The 21,099-nt window shown below is 72.1% G+C and carries 15 protein-coding genes; 7 read left to right on the top strand and 8 right to left on the bottom strand.

Annotated elements, in window-relative coordinates:
• The 5 genes from ACFYW1_RS38385 to ACFYW1_RS38365 form a co-directional block, all read right to left on the bottom strand.
• Positions 1–1,650 (bottom strand): condensation domain-containing protein (locus ACFYW1_RS38385; RefSeq protein WP_389004375.1); only part of this gene is annotated, 1,650 nt, incomplete at its 3' end.
• A gap of 47 nt (positions 1,651–1,697) precedes the next feature.
• Positions 1,698–8,441, bottom strand: coding sequence for an amino acid adenylation domain-containing protein (locus tag ACFYW1_RS38380; RefSeq protein ID WP_389004373.1), 6,744 nt, complete (start codon positions 8,439–8,441; stop codon positions 1,698–1,700).
• Between the two features lie 326 nt (positions 8,442–8,767).
• Positions 8,768–10,249 carry an MFS transporter gene (locus tag ACFYW1_RS38375; RefSeq protein WP_389004371.1) on the bottom strand — a complete coding sequence of 494 codons (1,482 nt, stop codon included), beginning with the start codon at positions 10,247–10,249 and terminating at the stop codon, positions 8,768–8,770.
• Positions 10,250–10,254: 5 nt separating this feature from the next.
• Positions 10,255–10,872, bottom strand: coding sequence for a helix-turn-helix domain-containing protein (locus tag ACFYW1_RS38370; RefSeq protein WP_389004369.1), 618 nt, complete (start codon positions 10,870–10,872; stop codon positions 10,255–10,257).
• A 592-nt stretch (positions 10,873–11,464) separates the two neighbouring features.
• Positions 11,465–12,298 carry a PIG-L family deacetylase gene (locus ACFYW1_RS38365; RefSeq protein WP_389004367.1) on the bottom strand — a complete coding sequence of 278 codons (834 nt, stop codon included), beginning with the start codon at positions 12,296–12,298 and terminating at the stop codon, positions 11,465–11,467.
• Between the two features lie 379 nt (positions 12,299–12,677).
• Here ACFYW1_RS38365 and ACFYW1_RS38360 point away from each other — a divergent pair, with 379 nt between their 5' ends.
• Positions 12,678–14,294 carry a pentapeptide repeat-containing protein gene (locus ACFYW1_RS38360; protein WP_389004365.1) on the top strand — a complete coding sequence of 539 codons (1,617 nt, stop codon included), beginning with the start codon at positions 12,678–12,680 and terminating at the stop codon, positions 14,292–14,294.
• Positions 14,295–14,396: 102 nt separating this feature from the next.
• Here the strand turns inward: ACFYW1_RS38360 and ACFYW1_RS38355 are convergent, their stop codons facing one another.
• The gene (locus tag ACFYW1_RS38355; RefSeq protein ID WP_389004363.1) at positions 14,397–14,915 is read right to left on the bottom strand and encodes a GNAT family N-acetyltransferase; all 519 of its coding nucleotides are present in this window, start codon (positions 14,913–14,915) and stop codon (positions 14,397–14,399) included.
• On the bottom strand, positions 14,912–15,145 hold the full coding sequence (locus tag ACFYW1_RS38350; RefSeq protein WP_389004361.1) for a hypothetical protein: 234 nt from the start codon (positions 15,143–15,145) through the stop codon (positions 14,912–14,914). Before ACFYW1_RS38350 ends, ACFYW1_RS38355 begins: the two co-directional genes overlap by 4 nt.
• A 275-nt stretch (positions 15,146–15,420) precedes the next feature.
• Between ACFYW1_RS38350 and ACFYW1_RS38345 the strand changes: the two genes are divergently transcribed.
• Positions 15,421–15,798: a hypothetical protein gene (locus tag ACFYW1_RS38345; RefSeq protein ID WP_389004359.1), complete on the top strand. Its 378-nt coding sequence runs from the start codon at positions 15,421–15,423 to the stop codon at positions 15,796–15,798.
• Between the two features lie 82 nt (positions 15,799–15,880).
• On the opposite strand, the gene ACFYW1_RS38340 is transcribed toward ACFYW1_RS38345, so the two are convergent.
• On the bottom strand, positions 15,881–16,696 hold the full coding sequence (locus ACFYW1_RS38340) for an MBL fold metallo-hydrolase (RefSeq protein ID WP_389004357.1): 816 nt from the start codon (positions 16,694–16,696) through the stop codon (positions 15,881–15,883).
• Between the two features lie 51 nt (positions 16,697–16,747).
• Between ACFYW1_RS38340 and ACFYW1_RS38335 the strand changes: the two genes are divergently transcribed.
• From ACFYW1_RS38335 to ACFYW1_RS38315, 5 genes are all read left to right on the top strand, one after another.
• Positions 16,748–17,134, top strand: a complete 387-nt coding sequence (locus tag ACFYW1_RS38335) for a MerR family transcriptional regulator (RefSeq protein WP_389004355.1) — start codon at positions 16,748–16,750, stop codon at positions 17,132–17,134.
• 124 nt (positions 17,135–17,258) lie between these two features.
• Positions 17,259–18,011: a hypothetical protein gene (locus ACFYW1_RS38330; RefSeq protein ID WP_389004353.1), complete on the top strand. Its 753-nt coding sequence runs from the start codon at positions 17,259–17,261 to the stop codon at positions 18,009–18,011.
• Positions 18,012–18,138: 127 nt separating this feature from the next.
• Positions 18,139–18,822 carry a response regulator gene (locus ACFYW1_RS38325; RefSeq protein WP_389004351.1) on the top strand — a complete coding sequence of 228 codons (684 nt, stop codon included), beginning with the start codon at positions 18,139–18,141 and terminating at the stop codon, positions 18,820–18,822.
• Entirely contained in the window at positions 18,819–20,345 is a 1,527-nt protein-coding gene (locus ACFYW1_RS38320) for an ATP-binding protein (protein WP_389004349.1), read from the top strand. Before ACFYW1_RS38325 ends, ACFYW1_RS38320 begins: the two co-directional genes overlap by 4 nt.
• Positions 20,346–20,374: 29 nt before the next feature.
• Positions 20,375–20,947 (top strand): hypothetical protein, encoded by a 573-nt coding sequence (locus ACFYW1_RS38315; protein WP_389004347.1) that lies wholly within the window; start codon positions 20,375–20,377, stop codon positions 20,945–20,947.
• Positions 20,948–21,099 lie beyond the last annotated feature (152 nt).

Here is a 21,099-nt window from a genome sequence, read left to right as displayed (position 1 = left end):
GTCCAGACACACCCCCACCAACATGTCCGCCGTGACCCCGGCATCGCGCAGATGATGGGCCAGCTGGTTCGCCCGCGCATTGACCTCACCATAGGACCAGCACCGCTCCCCCTGCCTCACCGCAACCGCATCCGGAGCGGACGCGACACGCTCCTCCACCAGCCGGTGAATGGTCGCCGTGTCCGGATACGGACCACTCTCACCATTCCACTCCACCAACACCTCCCCCAACTCCCCCACCGTCAACATGTTCAGCTCCGACAACCGCGCACCCGGCGCCGCCGCAACCGACGCCGCCAGCGTCACGAAATGCCCCGCCAACCGCTCGACCGACGCCCGCTCGAACAAATCCGTCCGATACTCCAGGACCGCGCGCAGTCCGTCCGCCGACTCGACCGCCGTGAGCGTCAGGTCGAACTTGGCGACACCCCGCTCGATCTCGACCGGCTCGGTCCGTGTGCCCGCCAGTTCCCATGCCTGGCCCTCCGCGCTGCCGGGCGCCTGGAGGACGAACATGGTCTGGAACAGGGGGTTGCGGGACAGGTCGCGGTCGGGGGCGAGTTCCTCCACGAGGCGTTCGAAGGGCAGGTCCTGGTGGTCGAAAGCACCGAGCGCGGTGTCCTTGACCCGGTCCAGCAACTCGGTGAACACCGGATCGCCGGACAGATCGGTGCGCATGACCAGGGTGTTCACGAAGAAGCCGATCAGCTCCTCCGTCTCGGCACGGTTGCGGCCGGCGACCGGGGTGCCCACCGCGATGTCGTCCTGGCGGCAGTAACGCGCCAGAACGATCTGGAACAGGGACAACAACGCCATGAACAGACTCGCGCCCTGCCCGCTCGCCGTCGCCCGCAACGCCTCCGTCACCTCCGCCGGCACCGAGAAGGTGACCACGTCCCCGTCACCGCTCGGCTGCGCCGGACGCTGGTGGTCGGTGGGAAGTTCGAGCGGTGTCACGTGGGCGAGGCGTTCGCGCCAGTACGCCAGCTGCCTCTCCAGGAACTCCCCGTCCAGCTGCTCCCGCTGCCAGGCGGCGAAATCCGCGTACTGGATGGAGAGTTCGGGAAGCGACACCTCACGCCCGGCAACCGCAGCCGCGTACAACTCCCGCAACTCACGGGCCAGAATCCCGGAGGACCAACCGTCCGAAGCGATGTGGTGCACCGTCAGCAGCAGGAAGTGGTCGTCGTCCGCGAGCCTCACCACATCGGCTCGCAGGAGCCGCCCGGCCTCCAGGTCGAACGGCCTCGTCGCCTCGGTGCGCAGCACCTCGCCCGCGCGGGTCTCCGCGTCCGCCTCGGCCCGCAGGTCGTGGACCGTCACCTCCACCGGCCGGGGTGTGCCGATCACCTGCCGCGGTGTGCCGTCGTCGTCCGACCGGAACGCCGTCCGCAGCACCTCGTGCCGGGCCACCAGACCTGACAGTGCCGTGCCGAGTGCGGGGACGTCCAACGTGCCGTGCACCCGCAGCACCGTCGGTACCAGGTATTCCGCGCTGCCCGGCGTCAGCCGGTCCAGGAACCACAGCCGCTGCTGCGCGAACGACAGCGGCAGCGGTCCGGCCTCCCGGTCGGTCCGTACGATCCGAGCCGCTTCCGCACGCCGCCGCATGCGGGACAGCAGCCGTGCCTCCACCGAGTTCTCGCCCATGATGTTCCGTCCTCTTCGTCTTCTCGCGTGGGCAATGGGCCGCTGTTTCAGGAAAGTTGTTCCTGCTCGTCGAACAATTCGACGAGTTGTTGCTTGATGCCGATGACGGTCGGCGACTGGAAGAGCCGCCGCAGGCCGATGCGTACTCCGGTCACCGCCTCGACCTGGTTGACGAGTTGGAGTGCGAGCAGGGAATGGCCGCCTGCGTCGAAGAATCCCTCGTGGATTCCTACGCGTTCGACGCCGAGCACGGTGGCCATGATTCCGGCGACCTCCGCCTCGATCTCGTCCCGCGGCGCGGTGTATCCGGCCGTGCTGTCGCCGTCGCTCCCGGGGGCCGGCAGTGCCGCGTGGTCGACCTTGCCGTTCCGGTTGAGCGGCAGTTCCGGCAGGATCGCGAACGCGGACGGCATCATGGCGCGGGGCAGGCGTTCGGCGGCCCACTCGCGCAGCGCGCCGACGTCCGTCGTGGCGCCGGGCGCGGGCACGCAGTAGGCGACCAGTCGCTTGTCGCCGGGAGTGTCCTCCCGGACCACCACCGCGCAGACTCCGACCGTGCCGTGGGTGAGCAGCGTCGCCTCGATCTCGCCGAGTTCGACCCGGACGCCGCGCAGTTTCACCTGGCGGTCGATCCGGCCCAGCAGGTCCAGTTCGCCGTCGGCGGTGAACCGGCCGAGATCGCCCGTGCGGTACATCCGGCCGCCGCGGAACGGGTCGGCGACGAAGCGTTCGGCGGTGAGGTCGGGCCGTTGGTGGTAACCGCGTCCGACGCTGTCGCCGCCGAGGTACACCTCGCCCAGTACGCCCGGGGGCACGGGGCGGCGGTCCGGGTCCAGGACGTACACGGTCTGGTTGACCATGGGGCGGCCCGCGAGGACCGGTCCGGTCGGGTCGGTGCGCGAGGCGCGCCAGTACGTGGTGTCCACCGAGACCTCGGTGGCGCCGTACAGGTTGATGAGGTCGCCGGGGAAGCTCTCGGTGAACCGGCTCACCAGCGTCGGCTGGAGCGGTTCGCCACTGGCGAAGGCGTACCGCAGGTGTGCGCAGTCCTCGGGCCGTGCCCGGGAGACGAACATGTCCAGCAGGCTCGGCACGAAGTGCAGGCCGACCACGCGGTGGGCGCGCATCAGACGGGACACCTCGGCCATGTCGAGCCGGTCCGAGCCCGGCACCAGCACGACCGTGGCGCCCTGCCACAGGGGCCAGAAGATCTCGTACGCCGACACGTCGAAGGACAGCGGTGTGGCCTGGAGGAAGCCCTCGCCCGGAGCGATCGGGAACGCGTGCTGCATGCCGGCCAGGTAGTTGACCACTCCGCGGTGTTCGATGCGGACGCCCTTCGGGCGGCCCGTGGAGCCGCTGGTGTAGATCAGGTAGCACAGGTCGCCGGGGTCCGCGAGGGGTTCCGGCGCGTCCGTGGGCAGGGTGTCCGGCAGGTCGGCGGGGCGGTCCACGGCCAGCAGGTCCGGGCCGTCCGGCAGCAGGGCGGAGTGCGCTATGTCGGTGACGATCAGTGGTGCGCCGGAGTCCGCCACCAGGTACGCCAGCCGTTCCTCCGGGTGCTCCGGGTCGAGCGGGACGTACGCGGCGCCGGCCTTGAGGATGCCGAGCAGCGTCCACACCATGGCGGGCGAGCGTTCCAGGCAGACGCCCACGGGTACGTCGGGGCCGATGCCCGGCACGGCGCGCAGCCTGTGGGCCAGTCGGTTGGCCCGTTCGTCGAGTTGACGGTACGTCATGCTTTCCGTGCCGCAGACGACTGCGACCGCTTCCGGGTCCTGTGCCGCCCGCTGCTCGAACAACTGGTGCAGTGTCGTCGCCGGAACGGACTCGGCGGTGTCGTTCCACTCGGTGAGGACCCGGTGCCGCTCCCCCGCGTCCAGCATCTCCACCTCGGACAGTGTGCTGTGCGGGCGAATCGTGGCCGCGGCCAGCAGATTGGTGAAGTGGCCTGCCAGGCGGCGCGCGGTGTCCTCGGTGAAGAGGTCGTCCGCGTAGACCACGGCGCCGTCCAGGGTGCCGTCCGCGGCCTCCGCGAGGTACATCGACAGGTCGAACTTGGCGTCCCGGACCGGGGATTCGACGGGCTCCGCGGTCAGGTCCGGCAGCTTCCAGGCGTCCGCGCCCGGTGCGTTCTGCAGCGCGAACATGGTCTGGAACAGGGGGTTGCGGGACAGGTCGCGGTCGGGGGCCAGCTCCTCCACGAGGCGTTCGAAGGGCAGGTCCTGGTGGTCGTAGGCACCGAGCGCGGTGTCCTTGACCCGGTCCAGCAACTCGGCGAACGTCGGGTCGCCGGACAGGTCGGTGCGCAGGACGAGGGTGTTCACGAAGAAGCCGATCAGGTCCTCGGTCTCGGCACGGTTGCGGCCGGCGACCGGGGTGCCGACCACGATGTCCCGCTGTCCGCTGTAGCGGGCCAGCAGCAGTTGGTAGGCGGCCAGCAGGGTCATGAACAGGCTCGCGCCGCTCTCGGCGGACACCGCGCGGGCGCGGGCGGCGATCTCGGCGGGGATCGAGAACCGGACCACTTCGCCCCGTCCGCCGCGCTCCGCCGGCCGTGTGTGGTCGGTGGGCAGCTCCAACGGTTCCAGTCCGCCCAACTGCTCGCGCCAGTAAGCGAGTTGCCGTTCCAGTGGGGCGCCGGACAGCCAGCCGCGCTGCCACACCGCGTAGTCGGCGTACTGCACGGGCAGCGGATCGGGGCCGGGCGTGCCCGAGCGGCCCGAGAGGGCTTCCGCGTACCGTGCGGACAGCTCGCGCACCAGCACGCCCACCGACCAGCCGTCGAAGGCGATGTGGTGCACGGTGACCGCCAGGACGTGCTCCTCGTCGGCCAGCCGCACCAGCAGCGCGCGCAGCATCGGTCCGGTGCCAAGGTCGACCGGCCGCAGTCCGTCCTCGCGCAGCACCTTTGCCAGGGCGTCCTCGCGGGCGGCCGGGTCACCCGTCCGGCGCAGGTCCCGTACCAGCATCCGCACCGGCCGGGGCGGGTCGATCAGCTGCGCCGGGGAGCCCGCCGCGTCCGTGACGAACCGGGTGCGCAGGATCTCGTGGCGCGCCACCACCGCGGTGAACGCGGCGTTCAGGGCGTCGGTGTCCAGGGGGCCGCGGAGGCGGAAGGCGAAGGGCAGCAGGTATTCGGCCCGGCCCGGCTCCAACTGGTCCAGGAACCAGAGTCGTTGCTGCGCGAAGCTGAGCGGCGGCGGGGTGTCGTGGCGCGGGGCCGTCGGGATGCGATCGGTCTCCGTGCCGTCCAGTTCCGTCACGGCCGCGGCCAGCAGCGCCGGGGTCGGTGCGCTGAACAGCGTGCGCACCGGTACGTCGGCGCCCAGCCGTCGGCGCAGCCGCGACACGACCTGGGTGGCCAGCAGCGAGTGCCCGCCCAGAGCGAAGAAGTCGTCGTGCGCGCCGATCCGGTCGACGCCCAGCACCTCGGACCACACCTCGGCCACCGTGCGTTCGATGTCCGTGCGCGGCTCGGTGTACGCGGCGTCCAGTCCGGACCGGTCGGAGGCGGGAGCGGGAAGCGCCCGGCGGTCGGTCTTGCCGTTCGGGGTGAGCGGGATGCGCTCCAGCGGCACGAACGCCGTGGGCACCATGTAGTCCGGCAGGTCGCGCTGGAGGTGGGTGCGCAGCGCGCTCGCGTCGAGGGGGCCCACGGGCACCACGTACGCCACCAGCCTCTGCACGCCGGGGACGTCCTCGCGCAGCACGACGGTGGCGCCGGTGATCGTGGGGTGGGCGAGCAGCGCCGTCTCGATCTCGCCCGGTTCGATGCGGTAGCCGCGCAGCTTGACCTGGTTGTCGGAGCGGCCCACGAACTCCAGCCGCCCGTCCGGCATCCATCGGGCGAGGTCACCGGTGCGGTAGACGCGCCGCGGCGTGCCGTCCACGTGCACGACGGTGAACTTCTCGTCGGTCAGATCGGGCCGGTTCAGGTAGCCGCGGGCCAGGCCGGGGCAGCCGATCCACATCTCGCCCGGTACGCCCACCGGCACCGGCCGGCCGTGGCGGTCGACCACGAACACCTTCGCGTTGGCGACCGGCCGTCCGATCGGCACCCGGTCGACGGGGCCGTCGATCCTGGCGGTCGTCGCCTCCTGCGCGGCCTCCGTGGGGCCGTAACCGTTGATCAGGGGAACCGAGCAGTGCCGGAACCACTGCCGGACCTGTTCCCGCTGGAGTGCCTCGCCGCCGAGCCGGACCAGCCGCAGCTGCGGGCCCAGCGCGTCCGGGCCGTCCAGGTCGGCGGCCAGCGCCCCGAACGCCGACGGGGTGAGCCAGGCCACCGTGACCCGGTGCTCGCGCAGCGCCGCCGCCAGCCGGCCCGGGTCCCAGGTGTCGTCGCGCAGTACCAGAGCAGCCCCGGAGACGAGCGGGGCGAACATCTGGCCCACCGACGAGTCGAACGCGATCGAGGCGAACTGCAGGACCCGGTCCTCGGACGTGAGCCCCAGCTCACGGCGTGTCTCCCGCATCCGCGCGCGCAGTGCGCCATGGGTGATCTGCACGCCCTTGGGGCGGCCGGTGGAACCACTGGTGTAGATCACGTAGGCCACGTCGTCCGGGCCTGCCTGCGCCGCCGGGCCGGTGGAGGCGGTGTGCGGCGGCTCGGTCCGGTGCCCGTCCAGCAGCAGCGTCGGTGTGCGGGCGGGCAGGCGGCCGGTGTGCGCGGACCGGGTGACGATCAGTGGGGCGCCGCTGTCCTCGACCATGTGGGCGAGCCGGTCCGTGGGGTACGCCGGGTCCAGCGGCACGTAGGCCGCCCCCGACTTGTGGATGCCGAGCAGCGTGCACACCATGTCCGTACCGCGGTCCAGGCAGACCGCGACCAGGGTGCCCGGCCCGGCGCCGCGCTCGCGCAGCCGGCCGGCGATCCGCTCGGCCCGCTCGTCGAGTTGACGGTAGGTCAGTTCGTCCGTGCCGCAGGTCACGGCCGGAGCGTCGGGGCGGCGGGCGGCCTGCTCCTCGATCAGCCGGGTCACGGTCACCGTGTCCGGCACGTCGGTGTCGGCCCCGTTCCACTCGCCGAGGATCGTCCGGCGCTCGGTGGCGGTCAGCATCGGGAGCTCGGACAGCCGGGCGTCCGGGGTGGCGCAGGCGGCGGCCAGCAGCGTCTCGAAGTGCCCGGCGAGCCGCACCATCGTGGCTTCGTCGAACAGGTCGGTGGAGTACACGATGGTGCCGTCCAGGGCGCCGTCGGCGGCCTCGGTGGCGTAGAAGGTGAAGTCGAACTTGGAGTCCTGGGCGGAGACGTCGAGCTGCTTCACGGTCAGGCCGGGCAGGTCCCAGGACCGGCTGTCGGGGGTGTTCTGGAGGACGAACATCGCCTGGAACAGCGGATTGCGCGACAGGTCCCGCTGCGGGGCCAGTTCCTCCACGAGGCGTTCGAAGGGCAGGTCCTGGTGGTCGTAGGCACCGAGCGCGGTGTCCTTGACCCGGTCGAGAAGTTCGGTGAACGTCGGGTCTCCGGACAGGTCGGTGCGCATGACCAGCGTGTTCACGAAGAAGCCGATCATGTTCTCGATCTCGGCCCGGTTGCGGCCCGCGATCGGGGTGCCCACCGCGATGTCCTCCTGGCCGCTGTAGCGCGACAGCACCGTCTGGAAGACCGCCAGCAGGGTCATGAACAGGCTCGCGCCGGCCTCCTTGGAGAGCCTGCGGGCGCCGTCCGCGGTCCGGGCCGGTACGCGGAAGGTGAGCATGGCGCCGTTGCCGCTGCGCCGCGCCGGGCGCCGGCGGTCGGTGGGCAGCTCCAGCGGTTCGGTGCCGGCCAGGCGGGTACGCCAGTAGTCCAGTTGCTCCGCCAGCACCTCGCCGGTGAACCACTGGCGCTGCCAGGAAGCGAAGTCGGCGTACTGGCGGGAAGGTTCGGACAGACTGGCGTCCGTTCCCGCGACCCGTGCGCCGTACAGCTCGGTCAGTTCCCGGGAAAGCACCCCCACCGACCAGCCGTCGAAGGCGACATGATGCACCGTCAGGGAGAGCAGGTGTTCCTCGTCGGCCAGCCGGATCAGCAGCGCACGGACCACCGGTCCGGTGCCGAGGTCCATCGGCCGGAAGCCCTCGGTGTCCACGAGCGCGGCGGCCGCCTCCTCTCGCGCCTCCTGCCCGGCGACGGACCGCAGGTCGTGAACGGCGAGCGGCAGCGGCCGGGGCGGGTCGACGACCTGGCCGGGGTTGCCGTCCGCGTCGCCGACGAAGCGGGTGCGCAGCACCTCGTGCCGGCTCACCAGGTCCGACAGCGACGCGCGCAGCGCCGGGACGTCCAGCGGGCCGCTGATGCGCAGGCCCATGGGGATCAGGTACTCGGCCCGGCCGGGCTCCAACTGGTCCAGGAACCACAGTCGGTGTTGTGCGAACGACAACGGCAGTGGGCGCCCGTGCCGGGGCGCGCGGGGTATGACCGGGGTGTCGTCCGGGGTCCCGGCCGCCACCAGGGCGTCCACGACGTCCGTCGCGTCCTCGGTATCGAAGTCGGCCGACTCGAACAGCCGGCGGGCCCGCAGCAGGGCTTCCTCCGCGAGGAACGACGCCACCGCCCGCACCGTCAACGGCTCCGGCAGTTTTTCCGCGCCGAATTCCGAACCGAATTCCTCCGCGATCCGGCGCGCCATTTCCGCCGCCTGCGAAAGGGTTCCGCCGAGCCGGAAGAATTCGTCCTCCGGCCCGGTCGCCTCGGTGCCGAGCACCGCGTTCCACACTGCCGCGATGCGGGCTTCCGCAGGAGAGAAACCGCCCTGCTCGACCCTCTGGCCGGAGGCCGCGGCCATCATCGGGTTCGTCGTCATGTGTCCACCAGTTCCTCGTCATCGACCGTCTGCGAAAACCCTCGGAAACTCAGCCGAATCCGATGCTCGCAGAGCGATCTGGAGGAGATAACTGGTCACTTCTGCCCGCCGGACGTGGTCACTTCTGCCCGCCGGGCGCGGACACTCACGGCCGTCGGACGCGGACGTTCACGCCCGCCTGAGGTGGGCGCTCACGCCGGTCCGGGCACGAACACAACGCCCGGTCGGCGGTGTTCCGCCGACCGGGCGGGGGCAGTGGCAGGGGTACGGGACCGGCGGCCGACGGGCGGTCCGCCGCCCGGCCGGTGCCGGTCCCGTACCGCCGCTCACACGGCTTCCTTGAGCGCCTCTTCCCCGGAAACCGGAGCCGTACCGGTCGCACTCCCCTTCCCCTGCTCGGCACCGCCGGGGCCCGTGTCGGGCGCCGTCTGCTTGCGCATGCCCGACCACTCCCGGTTCAGGGCCGGCACACCGATGGCGACGAGGTAGAGCCCGCCCACGATCCACAGGGCGCCCGAGGTGCCCACCACCGTCACCAGTCCCGCGCCCAGCAGCCCGCCGAAGGGGATGCCCGCCCAGGTGACGGCCTGGGCCATCGTCTTGACCCGTCCCAGCAGCGGAGTGGGGATCAGCTCGTACGTCACGGCCCCCACGATCGGGTTGACGAAGCCCGAGCCCAGGCCGCCCACCGCCAGCACCGCCAGGACCACCCACAGGGGCGCCCCCGTGGCCATGGCCACGAAGCGCGGGACGCCACCCAGTGTCAGGCCGATCAGATAGACGGTGCGCCGGGGCAGCCGGTCGGCCACCCCCGCGGCCACGAGCGCGGCGATGATCGATGTCGCGGCGAAGACGCTGACCACCAGGCCGATGACTCCCGCACCGTGGCCCGTCTCCTTCGCCCAGACCGGCAGCAGCACGGACATGAACGCCTGGTCGAGCAGGTTGGTCACGGCGAGCATGCCGACGATGGACCGCAGCAGCTTGGCGTCGCGCAGGAACACGGCCCCCTGACGCAGCCGCGAGAAATAGCCCTCGGCCTCCTCGACCGGCATCTCGTGCGGCTCGGGCACCGGGTCGCTGAGGGTGGTGGAGATGATCAGCGCCGACACACCGAACAGGAAGGCCGTGATCCACAGGGCATAGAGGCTGCCGAAGGAGGCGACGACCACACCGGCGACGGCCGGTCCGATGGTCGTCGCGGTCCGTTCGACCGCCGTCGACAGACCGGTCCCCCGCTCCAGCGGCACCTTGGCCGCGCGGGTGGCCGCGGGCACGAAGAGCCCCTTGGCCCCGTTGGCCGGGCCGTCCGCCGCGCCGACCACGGCCAGCAGCCCCAGCAGCAGGCCGAAGGACAGGTTGCCCGTCAGGTAGAGCAACGGGGCGGCGGCCGTCGCGACGGTGGAGGCCAGGTCGCCGGCCACGCTGATGCGCTTGGGACCGACCCGGTCGATGATCGGCCCCGCCAGCGCCTGGGCCACCACGTAGGGGACTATCTGGAAGAAAGCGACCAGGCCCGTCTTGCCGACACTCCCGGTCGTCGTCAGGACGAACCAGGGCAGGGCGATCGAGAGCACCCGGTTGGCCGACAGGGACGCCGCGTTGGCCGACAGCATGCCGATCAGTCCGCGCAGGACCCGGGGTTCGTCGTCCGGAGTGCCCTGGGTGCCCGGGGTGTCCGGGGTGCGCGGGGTTTCCTGAGGGCCCGAGGCGCCCGGGGAGTCCGAGGAGTCCGAGGCGTCGTCCGGGGCGGGTGTGCGTGTGCCACTGTCCGCCGCCTGTTGGGCGGTCGCGTGCCGAGAGGTCATCTTTCTCACTCCGGGTCGGTGGGGTGGGAGACGTGCCGGTCTGCGCTGGTCGGGAACAACTGGAACTGGAAGGTGACTCGTGCCGCGCCCTCGGGCAGCGGCGAACCCGCCGGTTCGGCCGAGGAGTTGCGTCGGCGGAGCAGTCGGTGGATCTCCGCCGACAGCTCTTCGGCCTCGGCCGGGGTGAGCGTGAGCGCGTAGTCGCTGAAGTCCTGGGCGTCGCGCCACTCGGACGACAGCGAGGGGGTCGCGTCGATGGCGGTCGTCATCGCGTCGGACCAGACCCGGCCGAGCGCCTGCAGATAGGCGATCCCGAGCCCGCCGTCGTCCGCCAGTGCCGAATCGTCCGGCAGGACCGTGTTGACGTGCGCCGCCTGCCACCAGCGCTCCCGACGGCCGCCGCCCCGGGAGGGCGCCTCGACGATGAAGCCGTACTCGGCGAGCTGGCGCAGGTGATAGCTGGTCGCGCCGGTGTTCTGGTTCAGCCGCCGGGCGAGCGTGGTGGCCGTGGCCGGCCCCTCCGTCCGCAGGACCGTCAGCATCTGCACCCGCAACGGGTGCGCGATGCCCCGCAGGTTACGGGCGTTCAGTTGCACTTGGGAGGGCTGCTCGGGAGGTTCCATGGAACTCAAGGTAGATGACAAAGACTTCTGTGCACAGACTCCTGTGCACAGAAGTCTGTGCAGTTGCAGAGCTGGCCGAATTCCGTTGGTACGGGGGCCGATTGGTGGCATCGGCTCACGGCCGAGCTCCGTCACGGAACCCGATGGCGAGCCGGGTACGGGCAGCGTCGCACCGCAGGTGAACCGAGACGGGCAGGGCCCGCCGGCATACGGGCGGACGTCATCGTCGCGCTCCCGTTTCCCGTCGTCCGGCACCAGGTCGAGCGCCCGCACAGCGCGGTTTCCGGCCGGACGGAGCGTTCGACGGCGGGTGAACGAACACGCGGAACTCCTGGCGGGGCACGGTTGATCTCGGCCGTGCCCCGCCAGGAGCTTCATCACGTGGTGGAGCCGCCCGGCCGACGCGCACCGTCAGCGGACCGGAACCGGCTCACGGGTCCCGCTCCACGACATCCGGGCATCGTGGGTGCCCCGGCCGCGGGCGGGGCCCCGGTGTCGTGTCGGCCGTCGTCCGACGGGCGAACCGTGCGGTCGGCACCGGCGCCGTCCGGTCCGCGCCGGTGTCGCCGCGGTGACGACGGCCCTCAGCGGATCAGCGCAGTCCCGCGAAGAGGTCGTTCTCGGGGACGGCCGCACCGGTGGTGTTTTTGACGCGTACGAAGGTCTCCATGCCCATGAACTCGCCGAACCGCTCCTTGCCCATCTTGAGGAAGAAGATGTTCTCGCCCTGGCTGGCGTGCGCGGCCAGCGCATCGAACTTCTGATCACTGAAGGCGGTGGTGTCCACCCACGTGGTGACCTCGTCGTCGGGCAGACCGATCTTGGCCATCTCGGCGATCTCGGCGGGATCCGGCTCCGGCATGTCCTCGCGGAACTCGCGCATGGTCTCCCCGAACTGCCGCATCATCGAGCGGGGCATCGTCGTCCAGTACACCTTCGGTGTCAGCCCGGTCATCTCCAGCGCCGCCATCGTGATGCGGTTGGCCTGGATGTGGTCGGGGTGACCGTAGAAGCCGTTCTCGTCGTAGGTGACGACCACATCGGGTCGGTAGTGACGCATGAGTTCCGCGAGTCGGGCGGCGCCTTCCTCCACGGGGGTCCGCCAGAAGGATCCGGGGGCGTCATTGCTCGGCCAGCCGATCATCCCGGAGTCGGCGTAGTCCAGCATCTCCAGATCGCTGATCTTCAGGACGTCACAACTCGCCTTGAGTTCTTGACGGCGCATCAGGGCGACGGCCGCCGGATCGTGCCCGGGATCGCCCGGCTTGACACCCCCCGGTCCGTCACCGCAACCGCCGTCGGTACACGTCACGAGAACCGTGCGGATGCCTTCCGCCGCGTATCGCGCGAGGACCCCTCCGGTTCCGGTGGCCTCGTCGTCGGGATGGGCGTGCACTGCCATGAGCGTCAAGGGCCGGTCAGTCATGTAACAGTCCTCCTGCGGAAATATGGGTCGGTCCAGATGTGCGGCGGGTGTACCGCGGTCCTGGGGCCCGGTGCCCAGTGGGCGGACGGCCTCGCGGCCTCCGTGTCTCCCCGGCCGTGACGGCGCCGGTCCCTCGGTCGGTGCAACCGTGCCGACCGGACCCGCTGTTCCCGGCGTGGCCAAACTGCCGTCCGGGCGGACATGCCCGGTCGGGGGAATCGGCCGGTTCCCGCCATGGTCCGGAGAGAGCGTCGCCCGGCGCGTTCGTTTCGCGCGCCCGGTGGCCGGTGACCGGCGGCCGGGCCGAGGGGCCGCTTCCGACGGGTCGCGGACGCATCGCTAATCTCTCGGGAACCAAAGGACTTGGATCATCCTCATCGTGCGGGAGGCCGTAGTGACCATCGGTGACAGCGAGCCGGCGGCCGAAGCGGTACGGGCGGCCGCGGGCCGGCTGCGCGGTGACGACGCGGCCCTCCGGCGGGAGGCCGTGGCCGAACTGGCCCGGCTCGGCGACGGGCATCCGGACCTGCGTCAGGACGTGGCGGAGGCGGTCTGCGCGTTCGTCCGCGAGCACCCGGCCCGGGAGGAGCGCCTGCCGGACGGCGACAGCGATCCGGCCGGGTCCGAGGTCCGGCGAGCGGCACTCGCCATGCTCGCCGACCGGCTGCGCCCCGTACCGGACGCGACCGGGCAGGACACCGCCCGCTGGGGCGGCATCGCGGTGGACCTGACCGGTGCGGTCGTGGACGGCGTCGACTTCACGGACTGCCGGTTCGACCGGGCGGCCTTCGACGACTGCCTGTTCCGCGGCACGACCACGTTCGAGGGCGCGCGTTGGACGACCGACGCGGTCTTCCCGCGCGCGGTGTTCTCCTGCGATGCCCGGTTCACCGGCGCCCGGTTCGGCGGAGATGCCGTTTTCGGCCGGGCCCGGTTCCACGGCCGGGCCCGCTTCGACGACGCCCGCTTCGACGGGCTCGCCTGGTTCGGCTTCGGCGAGGAGGGCATCTGGGAGGACGAGGACTGGGAGGACCTCGACGACGACGCCCTCATGGAGGTGCTCGGGCCGACGACCGTGATCCCCTGGAACGAGCCGAACGAGGCCGACCCCCACTGGCCCGATGCGTACCTGATGGAGGAGTACCAGAGCTGGGAGGAGGGCGGGGACGGGGCGCTGTTCCGCGGTGCCGCGTCGTTCCGCGGCGCGCGCTTCCGGAACGCCGCGTGGTTCTGGAAGGTGCGGTTCGGCGCGACGGCGGTGTTCCGCGGTGCGCACTTCGACTCGCAGGTGTACCTGGACCAGCCCGCCGCCGATCTCACCGACGCCCGCGCCGCGGCCACCGACCTCGAACAGCGGTGGCCGTTCGGCTGGACGGCGGTGCCCGCGGACGACGGCCCGGCGCGCCTGACGACCGACGCCGCCGTCGCCCCGTACGCGCACCAGTTGGCTGCGGCCGAGGCGCCCGTACGACTGGCCGGGCTGCGGATCCTGGACGCTCTCGGCGACGCCCGGCCCGGGCTGCGCGCCGAGATCGTCACCACGGTCTGCGCGTATCTGCGGACGCCGCTGCCGTTCCCGGTCGGCGCCGCGGACCTCGACGACGGGCAGCGGGCCGAACTGGCCGTGCGGCGGGCGGCCCAGGACCTGCTCACCGCGCGCCTGCGGCCGTCGGACGCCGACCGGTTCTGGCCGGACGCGAGGCTGCCCCTGTCCGGCGCCACACTGGTCGGCCTCGACCTGAGCGGCTGCCGACTGGCGTACGCGGACTTCACGGGCACCCAGTTCCACGGCGCCACACGGCTCGACGGCGTTCTGTTCACCCACGGCGCGCTGTTCCGGCTGCCCGACGGCTGCGGTTCCGCGACGTTCCACGGGCCGGTCCTCCATGACGGCGCCGACCTCGGCGAGGAGCACTTCACCTCGCCCGGGCTGCCCCGTCGGCACACCGCCCGCGCCACGCTCGAATCGCTGCTCGCGGCCCGCCCCGTGCCGTGACCGCGCCGCCGGTCCGGAGCCGGGCCGGCCGCGGCCCCGCGCTCCCTCTCCCCTCACCGCCCGGCGGAGCGGCTGTCGGACCCCGGCCGGGGTCCGTCCGGGTCATCGGCCGATGTTCCGGCACCATGTGATCTCGCCTTCGTGCCATTCGTCGGTGGGTACGAGCCCGGCGGCGGTGGCGACGGCGGCGGATGCCCGGTGCTCGGGGTGGATGCGGGCGATGACGGTGGGCACCTGCTGCCCGCCGAGCCAGTCGACGAGGCCCCGGGCCGCTTCGGTGGCGATGCCTCTTCCCTGCCACGGGGTTCCCACCACCCAGGCGATCTCGGCGACGGTCCCGTGGGCGGACGGGCCGACCGTCGCCTGGACGGTGCCCGTCAGGCCGGACGTGGCACGGAGTCGGATCACCCAGTTCAGCCAGGAGACGGCCGGGTCGGGAGAGCCCGCGGTCATGCGCCGATAGCGCGAGCGCAGGGCCTGCGGGGTGTCGGGAGCGCCGCCGATGAAGGCGTGCAGGGCCGGGTCGGACAGGACCTCGGCCATCTCCTCGGCGTGCTCGACGTGCAGCGGCAGCAGGTCCAGCCGTCCGGTGCCGATGGCCCGGGCCGTAAGGGTGCTCATGCCGCGGCCGCCTCGGGGCGTTCGACGAGCCGGCCGTGTTCGCGGTGTGTTCCGAGGCGGACGGGGAGGGTGGGGCAGGACGCGTTCACGGCCTTCCGGAAGGCCGCGGCGGCTCCGTCACCGACCGCGGGGGCCGGGGCGTGCGCGCCCCGGCGGGCGCCCTCGCGCACGGACCCGCCGGCCGGGGAACCGGCCTCGGTGGTGCCGTTGCCGGTGTATGTGTCGAGCACTGATGAGCCCTTCCGGCCCGCGCTGCGTACCCGGGCCCACTTCGGTGCCCCTCGGGGGATCACCGGAAAGGTACGCCCTTCGCGCCCCTTCCCCAAAGGAGAATGCGCAGGTCCCGGGTACCGCTCGCGCATCCGGCACCACGCACCGAACCACCGATTCCGGGACAGAGCATCAGGAGACGGTGACATTTAATTGAACCCTTGAATAACTGTGGGGCAGGGGGGAGGCTTGGGCCCGATCCACCGCAGATCACTCGGAGTTGTGAGGAGAAGACATGCGCATTCCCGGTCTCAAGCGGGCCGTGGCCGGTGTCGCGACCATGTCCGCGGCACTGCTGATCGGAGTCATGCCGGGTACGGCGTCGGCGACGTCCGGCCCGGTTCCGGGCGCCGACCCGTCGCAGTGCGGTGTCGCGGGCAACATCTGCGTCTGGGAAGGCGCCTTCACGGACCAGTGGGCCCTGTACGAGGACCTCGGCACCGAGTGCGTGACCGCCCCGTTCGGCATGCTCGCCACCCTCAACATGACGGACCGGCGGGTGGACTTCTACCGGAACGGCGACTGCACGGGCACTCCCGCCCACAGTGAGCCCCCCTTGGGCCTGCACTCCTGGAAGAGCGTCGGATCGCTGTACAGCTTCCGGGTGTCCTGACAGCCGGGCACGCCGGTCCTGCCCTCCGCCCCTCGGCCCGGGGCGGGGCCGGCCTCCTGCGTCGGGACGGACCGGCGCGGGATCAGCACCGCTCCGCGCTGTGGTACCGGGCGGTACCCGGCAGTCCGGTCCGGTCGACGGGTTCGGGGTCGTGCGAGTTGACCAGGCGTACCGAACCCTCGCCCGCGAGCTCCGCCAGCAGTCGTTGCGTGCGGAGCCCGGCGGTCGCGTCGTGCTGCACGGAGGCGGCGAACGCCTCGACCGCGGGCGGTGCGGTGCGGGTGAGCTGCGTGTGGTGGTAGATCGCGTCGCCGATGTGCAGGAGCTCCTGGCCCCGGAGGGCGTCGTCGACGAGTACGCCGACGTGTCCCGGCGAGTGGCCGGGCAGCGCGATCAGGCGGATGGAATCCGGGAGGCCGTCGAGTGTCCAGGACTCCTGCCCCCGCCAAGGGGCCGCCGGGACGGGTGCGGGGGCCCACACCACGCCGTGCGCCCATTGTGCGGGCATGACGCGTCCGTCGCCCTCCTCGACGGCGGACCGGCACTCGCCGGTGGCGTGGACCCGGGCCGACGGGAAGTCGGCGAGGCCGCCGACGTGGTCGCGGTGGTGGTGGGTCACGATCACGTCCGAGACGTCCCACGGGTCCAGCCCCAGCGAGACGACACGGGCCATCAGCGTCTCGTCGGGATCGAGTACCGGGCGGACCTGTTCGATCCAGTCCTTCCCCAGGCGGGGCTCGGGGGACTCGATGTCCTTGTGCCCGATCCCGGTGTCGACGGCGACGAGCCGGTCCTCCAGCTCGATCAGGAGGCATCTGCAGATGAAGTGGGGCGCACCGAAGACGGCTTCCCCGCCGGGAACGTCGAGGGTTCCGCAGTTGAGTTCATGGATTCGCATGCGGCAGACGGTAGAAGTTCGCGTCGACACGAAGTCAACGATCATGGGCACATGAATACCCTGCTGCTGCGAATCGGCGAGGCGGCCGAACGGCTCGGAGTCTCCACGCACCTCCTCAGACACTGGGAGGCCACCGGTGTGATCACCCCGCGTCGCACCGCGAGCGGCGCCCGACGCTACGACCCGGAACTGATGGACGCGCTGTCGATCGCGGTCAAGTGCCAACGGGCCGGCATGTCGCTCGGCGCGATCGCCCAGCTGCTGAACGGCCGACGGCAGGAACGCGGACGCCTCATCGCCGAGCAGCGCGACGCGATCGACCGGCAACGCGCACGGCTCGCACGGGCCTCGGCCTTCCTCGACCACGTCCTGGAGTGTTCCCACCCCGTGGTCCGCGAGTGTCCGTCCTGCCGGGACTTCGCATCGACGGCGTCATGACCCGCGACGGCCGACGCACCGTCCGAAGGGTCCGGGAACAGCGTCCGGGAACCGGTCAAACGCCTTGCGCGGCAGGCGAGTCGTGCTTCTCTCCCCCGTCCGCCCCTGACGTATCGTCCTTCGCATGAACCTTCTGAGCCCGGACGATCCGCGTGCGACAGGCCCCTATCGGCTTCTCGGGGTGCTCGGGGAAGCCGGCCCGGCGGCGGTGGGCGTGCCGAAGGGCTTCCTCGGGGCGTGGGAGGGCGTGCCGCTGAGCGACACGCGCGTACGCGTCGAGTTCAAGAAGGACGAACAGCAGCGGACGGTCGCCCGGTCCTTCTTCCTGACCGGGACGTCGCTCTGCGTGGTGAACAAGGAGCCGGAGAAGGCGTCCGGGGAGTCGGTCTCCCTGGGCAAGGCCCGCAACGAGAACGCCTTCGGCGGCGGCAAGTGCGCGTTCCTGCCGTCGTACACCCTGAGGACCCGCAAGGACGGCAACCTCGACTTCGCCACCGACAACGGCCGGTACAAGGCGGTCCTCTTCGAGGCCGGGGCGGGCAAGGCGCCCGTGCCCGGGAAGTACCTGGGGCAGTGGGTGCCCAGGGGCGAGAGAGGGAAACCGACGGCCCAGGTCACCATCGAGCAGGCGAGGACCGGGGATTTCTTCGTCCGGGGCCGGGACGATTCCCCCGGCAGGCGCTGCGCCTGGAAGGAGGTCCTGGTGTTCGTGAACGACACCGGCCTCGTCTCCAGGCCGGTCTACCGGCGTGGTTCGGCCAGTCCCTGCGGCATCGCTCCCACCGGCGCCCGCGGGTACTCCCTCTCCGGTTCCGGCGTCCTGGCCATGGGGCATGCGGCGCGGAAGCTGGAGTTCGTCCGCAAGTCCGGCACCTGACACGTACGTACGGCCATGCCCGGGGCAACCATGGACGCGGTCGTTCACTCTTCGATTCCGTCACCGGTGCTCGATCGCCGGATCCCTGACGACCCGACCGTTTGCACCCGACCCCGGAGACACCGCCATGCCACGCGTCCTCCTCGTCGAAGACGACCCCTCCGTGCGCGAGGGCATCGAACTCGGACTGCGCCGACGCGGGCACGAGGTCCTCGCCGTCGCGACCGGCGAGGCCGGTCTGGAGGCGATGGGCTCCTTCCGCCCCGACCTCCTGCTGCTCGACCTGATGCTCCCCGCCATGAGTGGCGTGCAACTGTGCCACCGGGTGCGCGAGACCAGCCAGTTGCCGATCGTCATGCTGACCGCGCGCGGCGACGACGTCGACATCGTCGTCGGCCTGGACGCGGGGGCGGACGACTACATCGTCAAGCCCGCCCGTGCCGAGGTCATCGAGGCCCGAATACGTGCCGTGCTGCGCCGTGTCGAGGGCCCGGTCGGCGCGGGGCCCGCCGTCGAGCGCCACGGTGAGCTCGACATCGACCGCGCCGGTCACACCGTCCTCAAGTCGGGTGCCCCGGTCGCCCTCGCGCCCTCCGAGCTGAAGCTGCTGCTGCACCTGTCCGCGGCGCCGGAACAGGTCTTCAGCCGGCAGCGGCTCCTGGAGGAGATCTGGGAGCACGGCTACCACAGTGACGTCCGTCTGGTGGACGCCTGTGTGCGCCGGCTGCGCGCCAAGATCGAGGATCCGTCCCGCGACCCCCGGTACGTCCAGACCCTGCGGGGCTTCGGCTACCGCTTCGGCCCGCTGTGAAGATCTCCGCAGCGACCGCCGCGTTCGGGCTGCGCACCCGGCTGGTGATCGCGTTCCTGCTGGTGGCGGCCGTCAGCGCCGTCACGACCGCCGCGTTGACCTACCGGGAGGCGCGCAGCGCGGTCCTCGTACGGGCGCAGGACACGGCCGTCACCTCCTTCCGCGAGGAGGTCGAACAGTTCGTTCCCCGGCTGCCCATGGACCGGGATTCGCTGCGGTGGAACCTCTACGACATCGCGGCGCGTGCCAAACCCCATCCGTGGATCGTCTTCGCCGAGTACGGCTCGGTGCGCGCCTCCTCGGGCGACCGGCCCGTCTCCGGTGTGCTGACCGCGGAGCTGCGCCGCGCCGCGCTCGCTTCGCCGCACGGCGTCTTCGAGCGGGTCGTCCGGGACGGGAAGGCGTATCTGACGATCGGGATGCCGGTGATGACCCGGATCGTCGCCGGCGGCGACGCGGTGCCGAGCGGCCTGGTGCTCTTCGCCGTGATGCCCATGACGAACGAGGAGGTCGACATCGACGCCCTGGTGACCGCGGCCCGCGACGGTGCGCTGCCGGGGCTGGCCGTGGCCCTGGTGCCCGCGCTGCTCGCGGCACGCAGTGTGCTGCGTCCCGTCCGTGAGCTGCGGCGTGCCGCGCACTCCATGGGCGGCGGGCGGCTCGACACGCGTATCCCGGTGCACGGCCGGGACGAGATGGCCGATCTGGCCAGGACGTTCAACGAGTCGGCGGCCCGTCTGGAGCGCTCCGTGCAGGAGTTGCGGGACGCCGGGGCGCGGGCCCGGCGGTTCGCCTCGGACGTCTCGCACGAGTTGCGCACCCCGCTCGCCGGCATGCTCGCCGTCACGGACGTGGTGGACGAGGACGCCGTGGCCCTCCCCCCGGACACCGCCCGGGCGGTGCGTCTGATCAGCGCCGAGACCGGCAAACTGGCCGTGCTGGTGGAGGACCTGATGGAGATCTCCCGCTTCGACGCGCGTGCGGCGGAGCTCAACACCGACGAGGTGGACGCGGCGGAGGCCGTGCGCCGCACCCTGGCCGACAGGAAGTGGCTCGACCGGGTCCACGCGGAACTGCCCGAGGGCTTCCGCATCCGTCTCGACCCGCGCCGTTTCGACGTCATCGTGGCCAACCTGGTCGGCAACGCCCTGCACCACGGTGCCGAGCCGGTCACCGTGCGGCTGTCGGCGCGTGGGGGCGTGCTGGTCACCGAGGTGCGCGACAGCGGGCCCGGGATCGCGCCGGACGCTCTGCCGCACGTCTTCGACCGTTTCTACAAGGCGGACGCCGCGCGTTCCCGCTCGTCGGGCAGCGGCCTCGGGCTTGCGATCACCGAGGAGAACGTGCAGCTGCACGGCGGCACGATCCGCGCGGGGAACGCGCCCGGCGGTGGCGCGCTGTTCACCGTGGAGCTGCCCTTCGACGGGCCCGCGTCCGGGAGCGGTGTGTCGGACGGGCCGTCGGCCGCACGTGGTGGGGCGGGGTCTGCGGACGGTCCCGGCGGGGCGGGGGCCGCCACATGAGGGGGTCGGTGTTCCGGGGGTGTCGAGCGGTGCGGTTCGCCGCGCTGCTGGTCCTCGTCGGGGGCCCGCTCGTGGGCTGCGGCATCCAGGAGACGGCCGTGGTCGAGGCCGGCGAACCGGCCGTCGCCGATCTGCTTCCCCCGCGCGAGGAGCGCGTGCTGCTGTTCTTCCGCTCCCCCGACGGCGCGTTGCGGCCCGTGCCGCGGATCGTCGCGTCACCGTGGCCGGACGCGCCGCGTGAACGGGACGGTGCCGACGGTTCGTCCCCGGCGGCGGGCGGGGCCTCCTCGCCGCTCGCGGCCGTCACCGCCCTGCTCGCCGGGCCGGACAGGACGGAGCGGCGGGCCGGATTCCGCAACGCGCCCTCGCTTTCGGGGGCGGCCTCCGCCGTGGGCCGGGTCATGGCGGACGGGTCCGCTGTCGAGGTCGAGCTGCGCCTGCGGGTGACTCGACTGACCGCTTCCGCCCGCGAGCAGATCGTCTGCACGGCCGCGTACGCGGCGCATGCCCGGGGGGCCGTGTCCGTGACCCTGGCCGGGCGGGGGGACCGGCTCGCCCCGGCCCACTGCCCCGTGCGGCCGGTCCCGGTGCCGGCACGCTGAGCCGCCGCGGGGCCGGGGCTCCACGGTGGACTCGCAGGGGAAGGAGCGGGGGGGGGGGGGGGGGGGGGGGGGGGGGGGGGGGGGGCGGCGGGCGGGCGGCCCCCCCCCCCCCCCCCCCCCGCCCCCGCCCCCCCCCCCCCCCCCCCCCCGAC

Source organism: Streptomyces sp. NPDC002669, from assembly GCF_042889165.1.
GTDB lineage: Bacteria > Actinomycetota > Actinomycetes > Streptomycetales > Streptomycetaceae > Streptomyces.
This window is presented reverse-complemented; position numbering and strand designations above follow the sequence as displayed.

What these genes read in the sequence shown, in the direction of transcription:
- ACFYW1_RS38380 (WP_389004373.1), bottom strand. Translation starts at nt 8,441, where the DNA reads ATGACGACGAACCCGATGATGGCCGCGGCCTCCGGCCAGAGGGTCGAG.
- ACFYW1_RS38375 (WP_389004371.1), bottom strand. Translation starts at nt 10,249, where the DNA reads ATGACCTCTCGGCACGCGACCGCCCAACAGGCGGCGGACAGTGGCACA.
- ACFYW1_RS38370 (WP_389004369.1), bottom strand. Translation starts at nt 10,872, where the DNA reads ATGGAACCTCCCGAGCAGCCCTCCCAAGTGCAACTGAACGCCCGTAAC.
- ACFYW1_RS38340 (WP_389004357.1), bottom strand. Translation starts at nt 16,696, where the DNA reads ATGCGAATCCATGAACTCAACTGCGGAACCCTCGACGTTCCCGGCGGG.
- ACFYW1_RS38345 (WP_389004359.1), top strand. Translation starts at nt 15,421, where the DNA reads ATGCGCATTCCCGGTCTCAAGCGGGCCGTGGCCGGTGTCGCGACCATG.
- ACFYW1_RS38330 (WP_389004353.1), top strand. Translation starts at nt 17,259, where the DNA reads ATGAACCTTCTGAGCCCGGACGATCCGCGTGCGACAGGCCCCTATCGG.
- ACFYW1_RS38355 (WP_389004363.1), bottom strand. Translation starts at nt 14,915, where the DNA reads ATGAGCACCCTTACGGCCCGGGCCATCGGCACCGGACGGCTGGACCTG.
- ACFYW1_RS38335 (WP_389004355.1), top strand. Translation starts at nt 16,748, where the DNA reads ATGAATACCCTGCTGCTGCGAATCGGCGAGGCGGCCGAACGGCTCGGA.
- ACFYW1_RS38365 (WP_389004367.1), bottom strand. Translation starts at nt 12,298, where the DNA reads ATGACTGACCGGCCCTTGACGCTCATGGCAGTGCACGCCCATCCCGAC.
- ACFYW1_RS38325 (WP_389004351.1), top strand. Translation starts at nt 18,139, where the DNA reads ATGCCACGCGTCCTCCTCGTCGAAGACGACCCCTCCGTGCGCGAGGGC.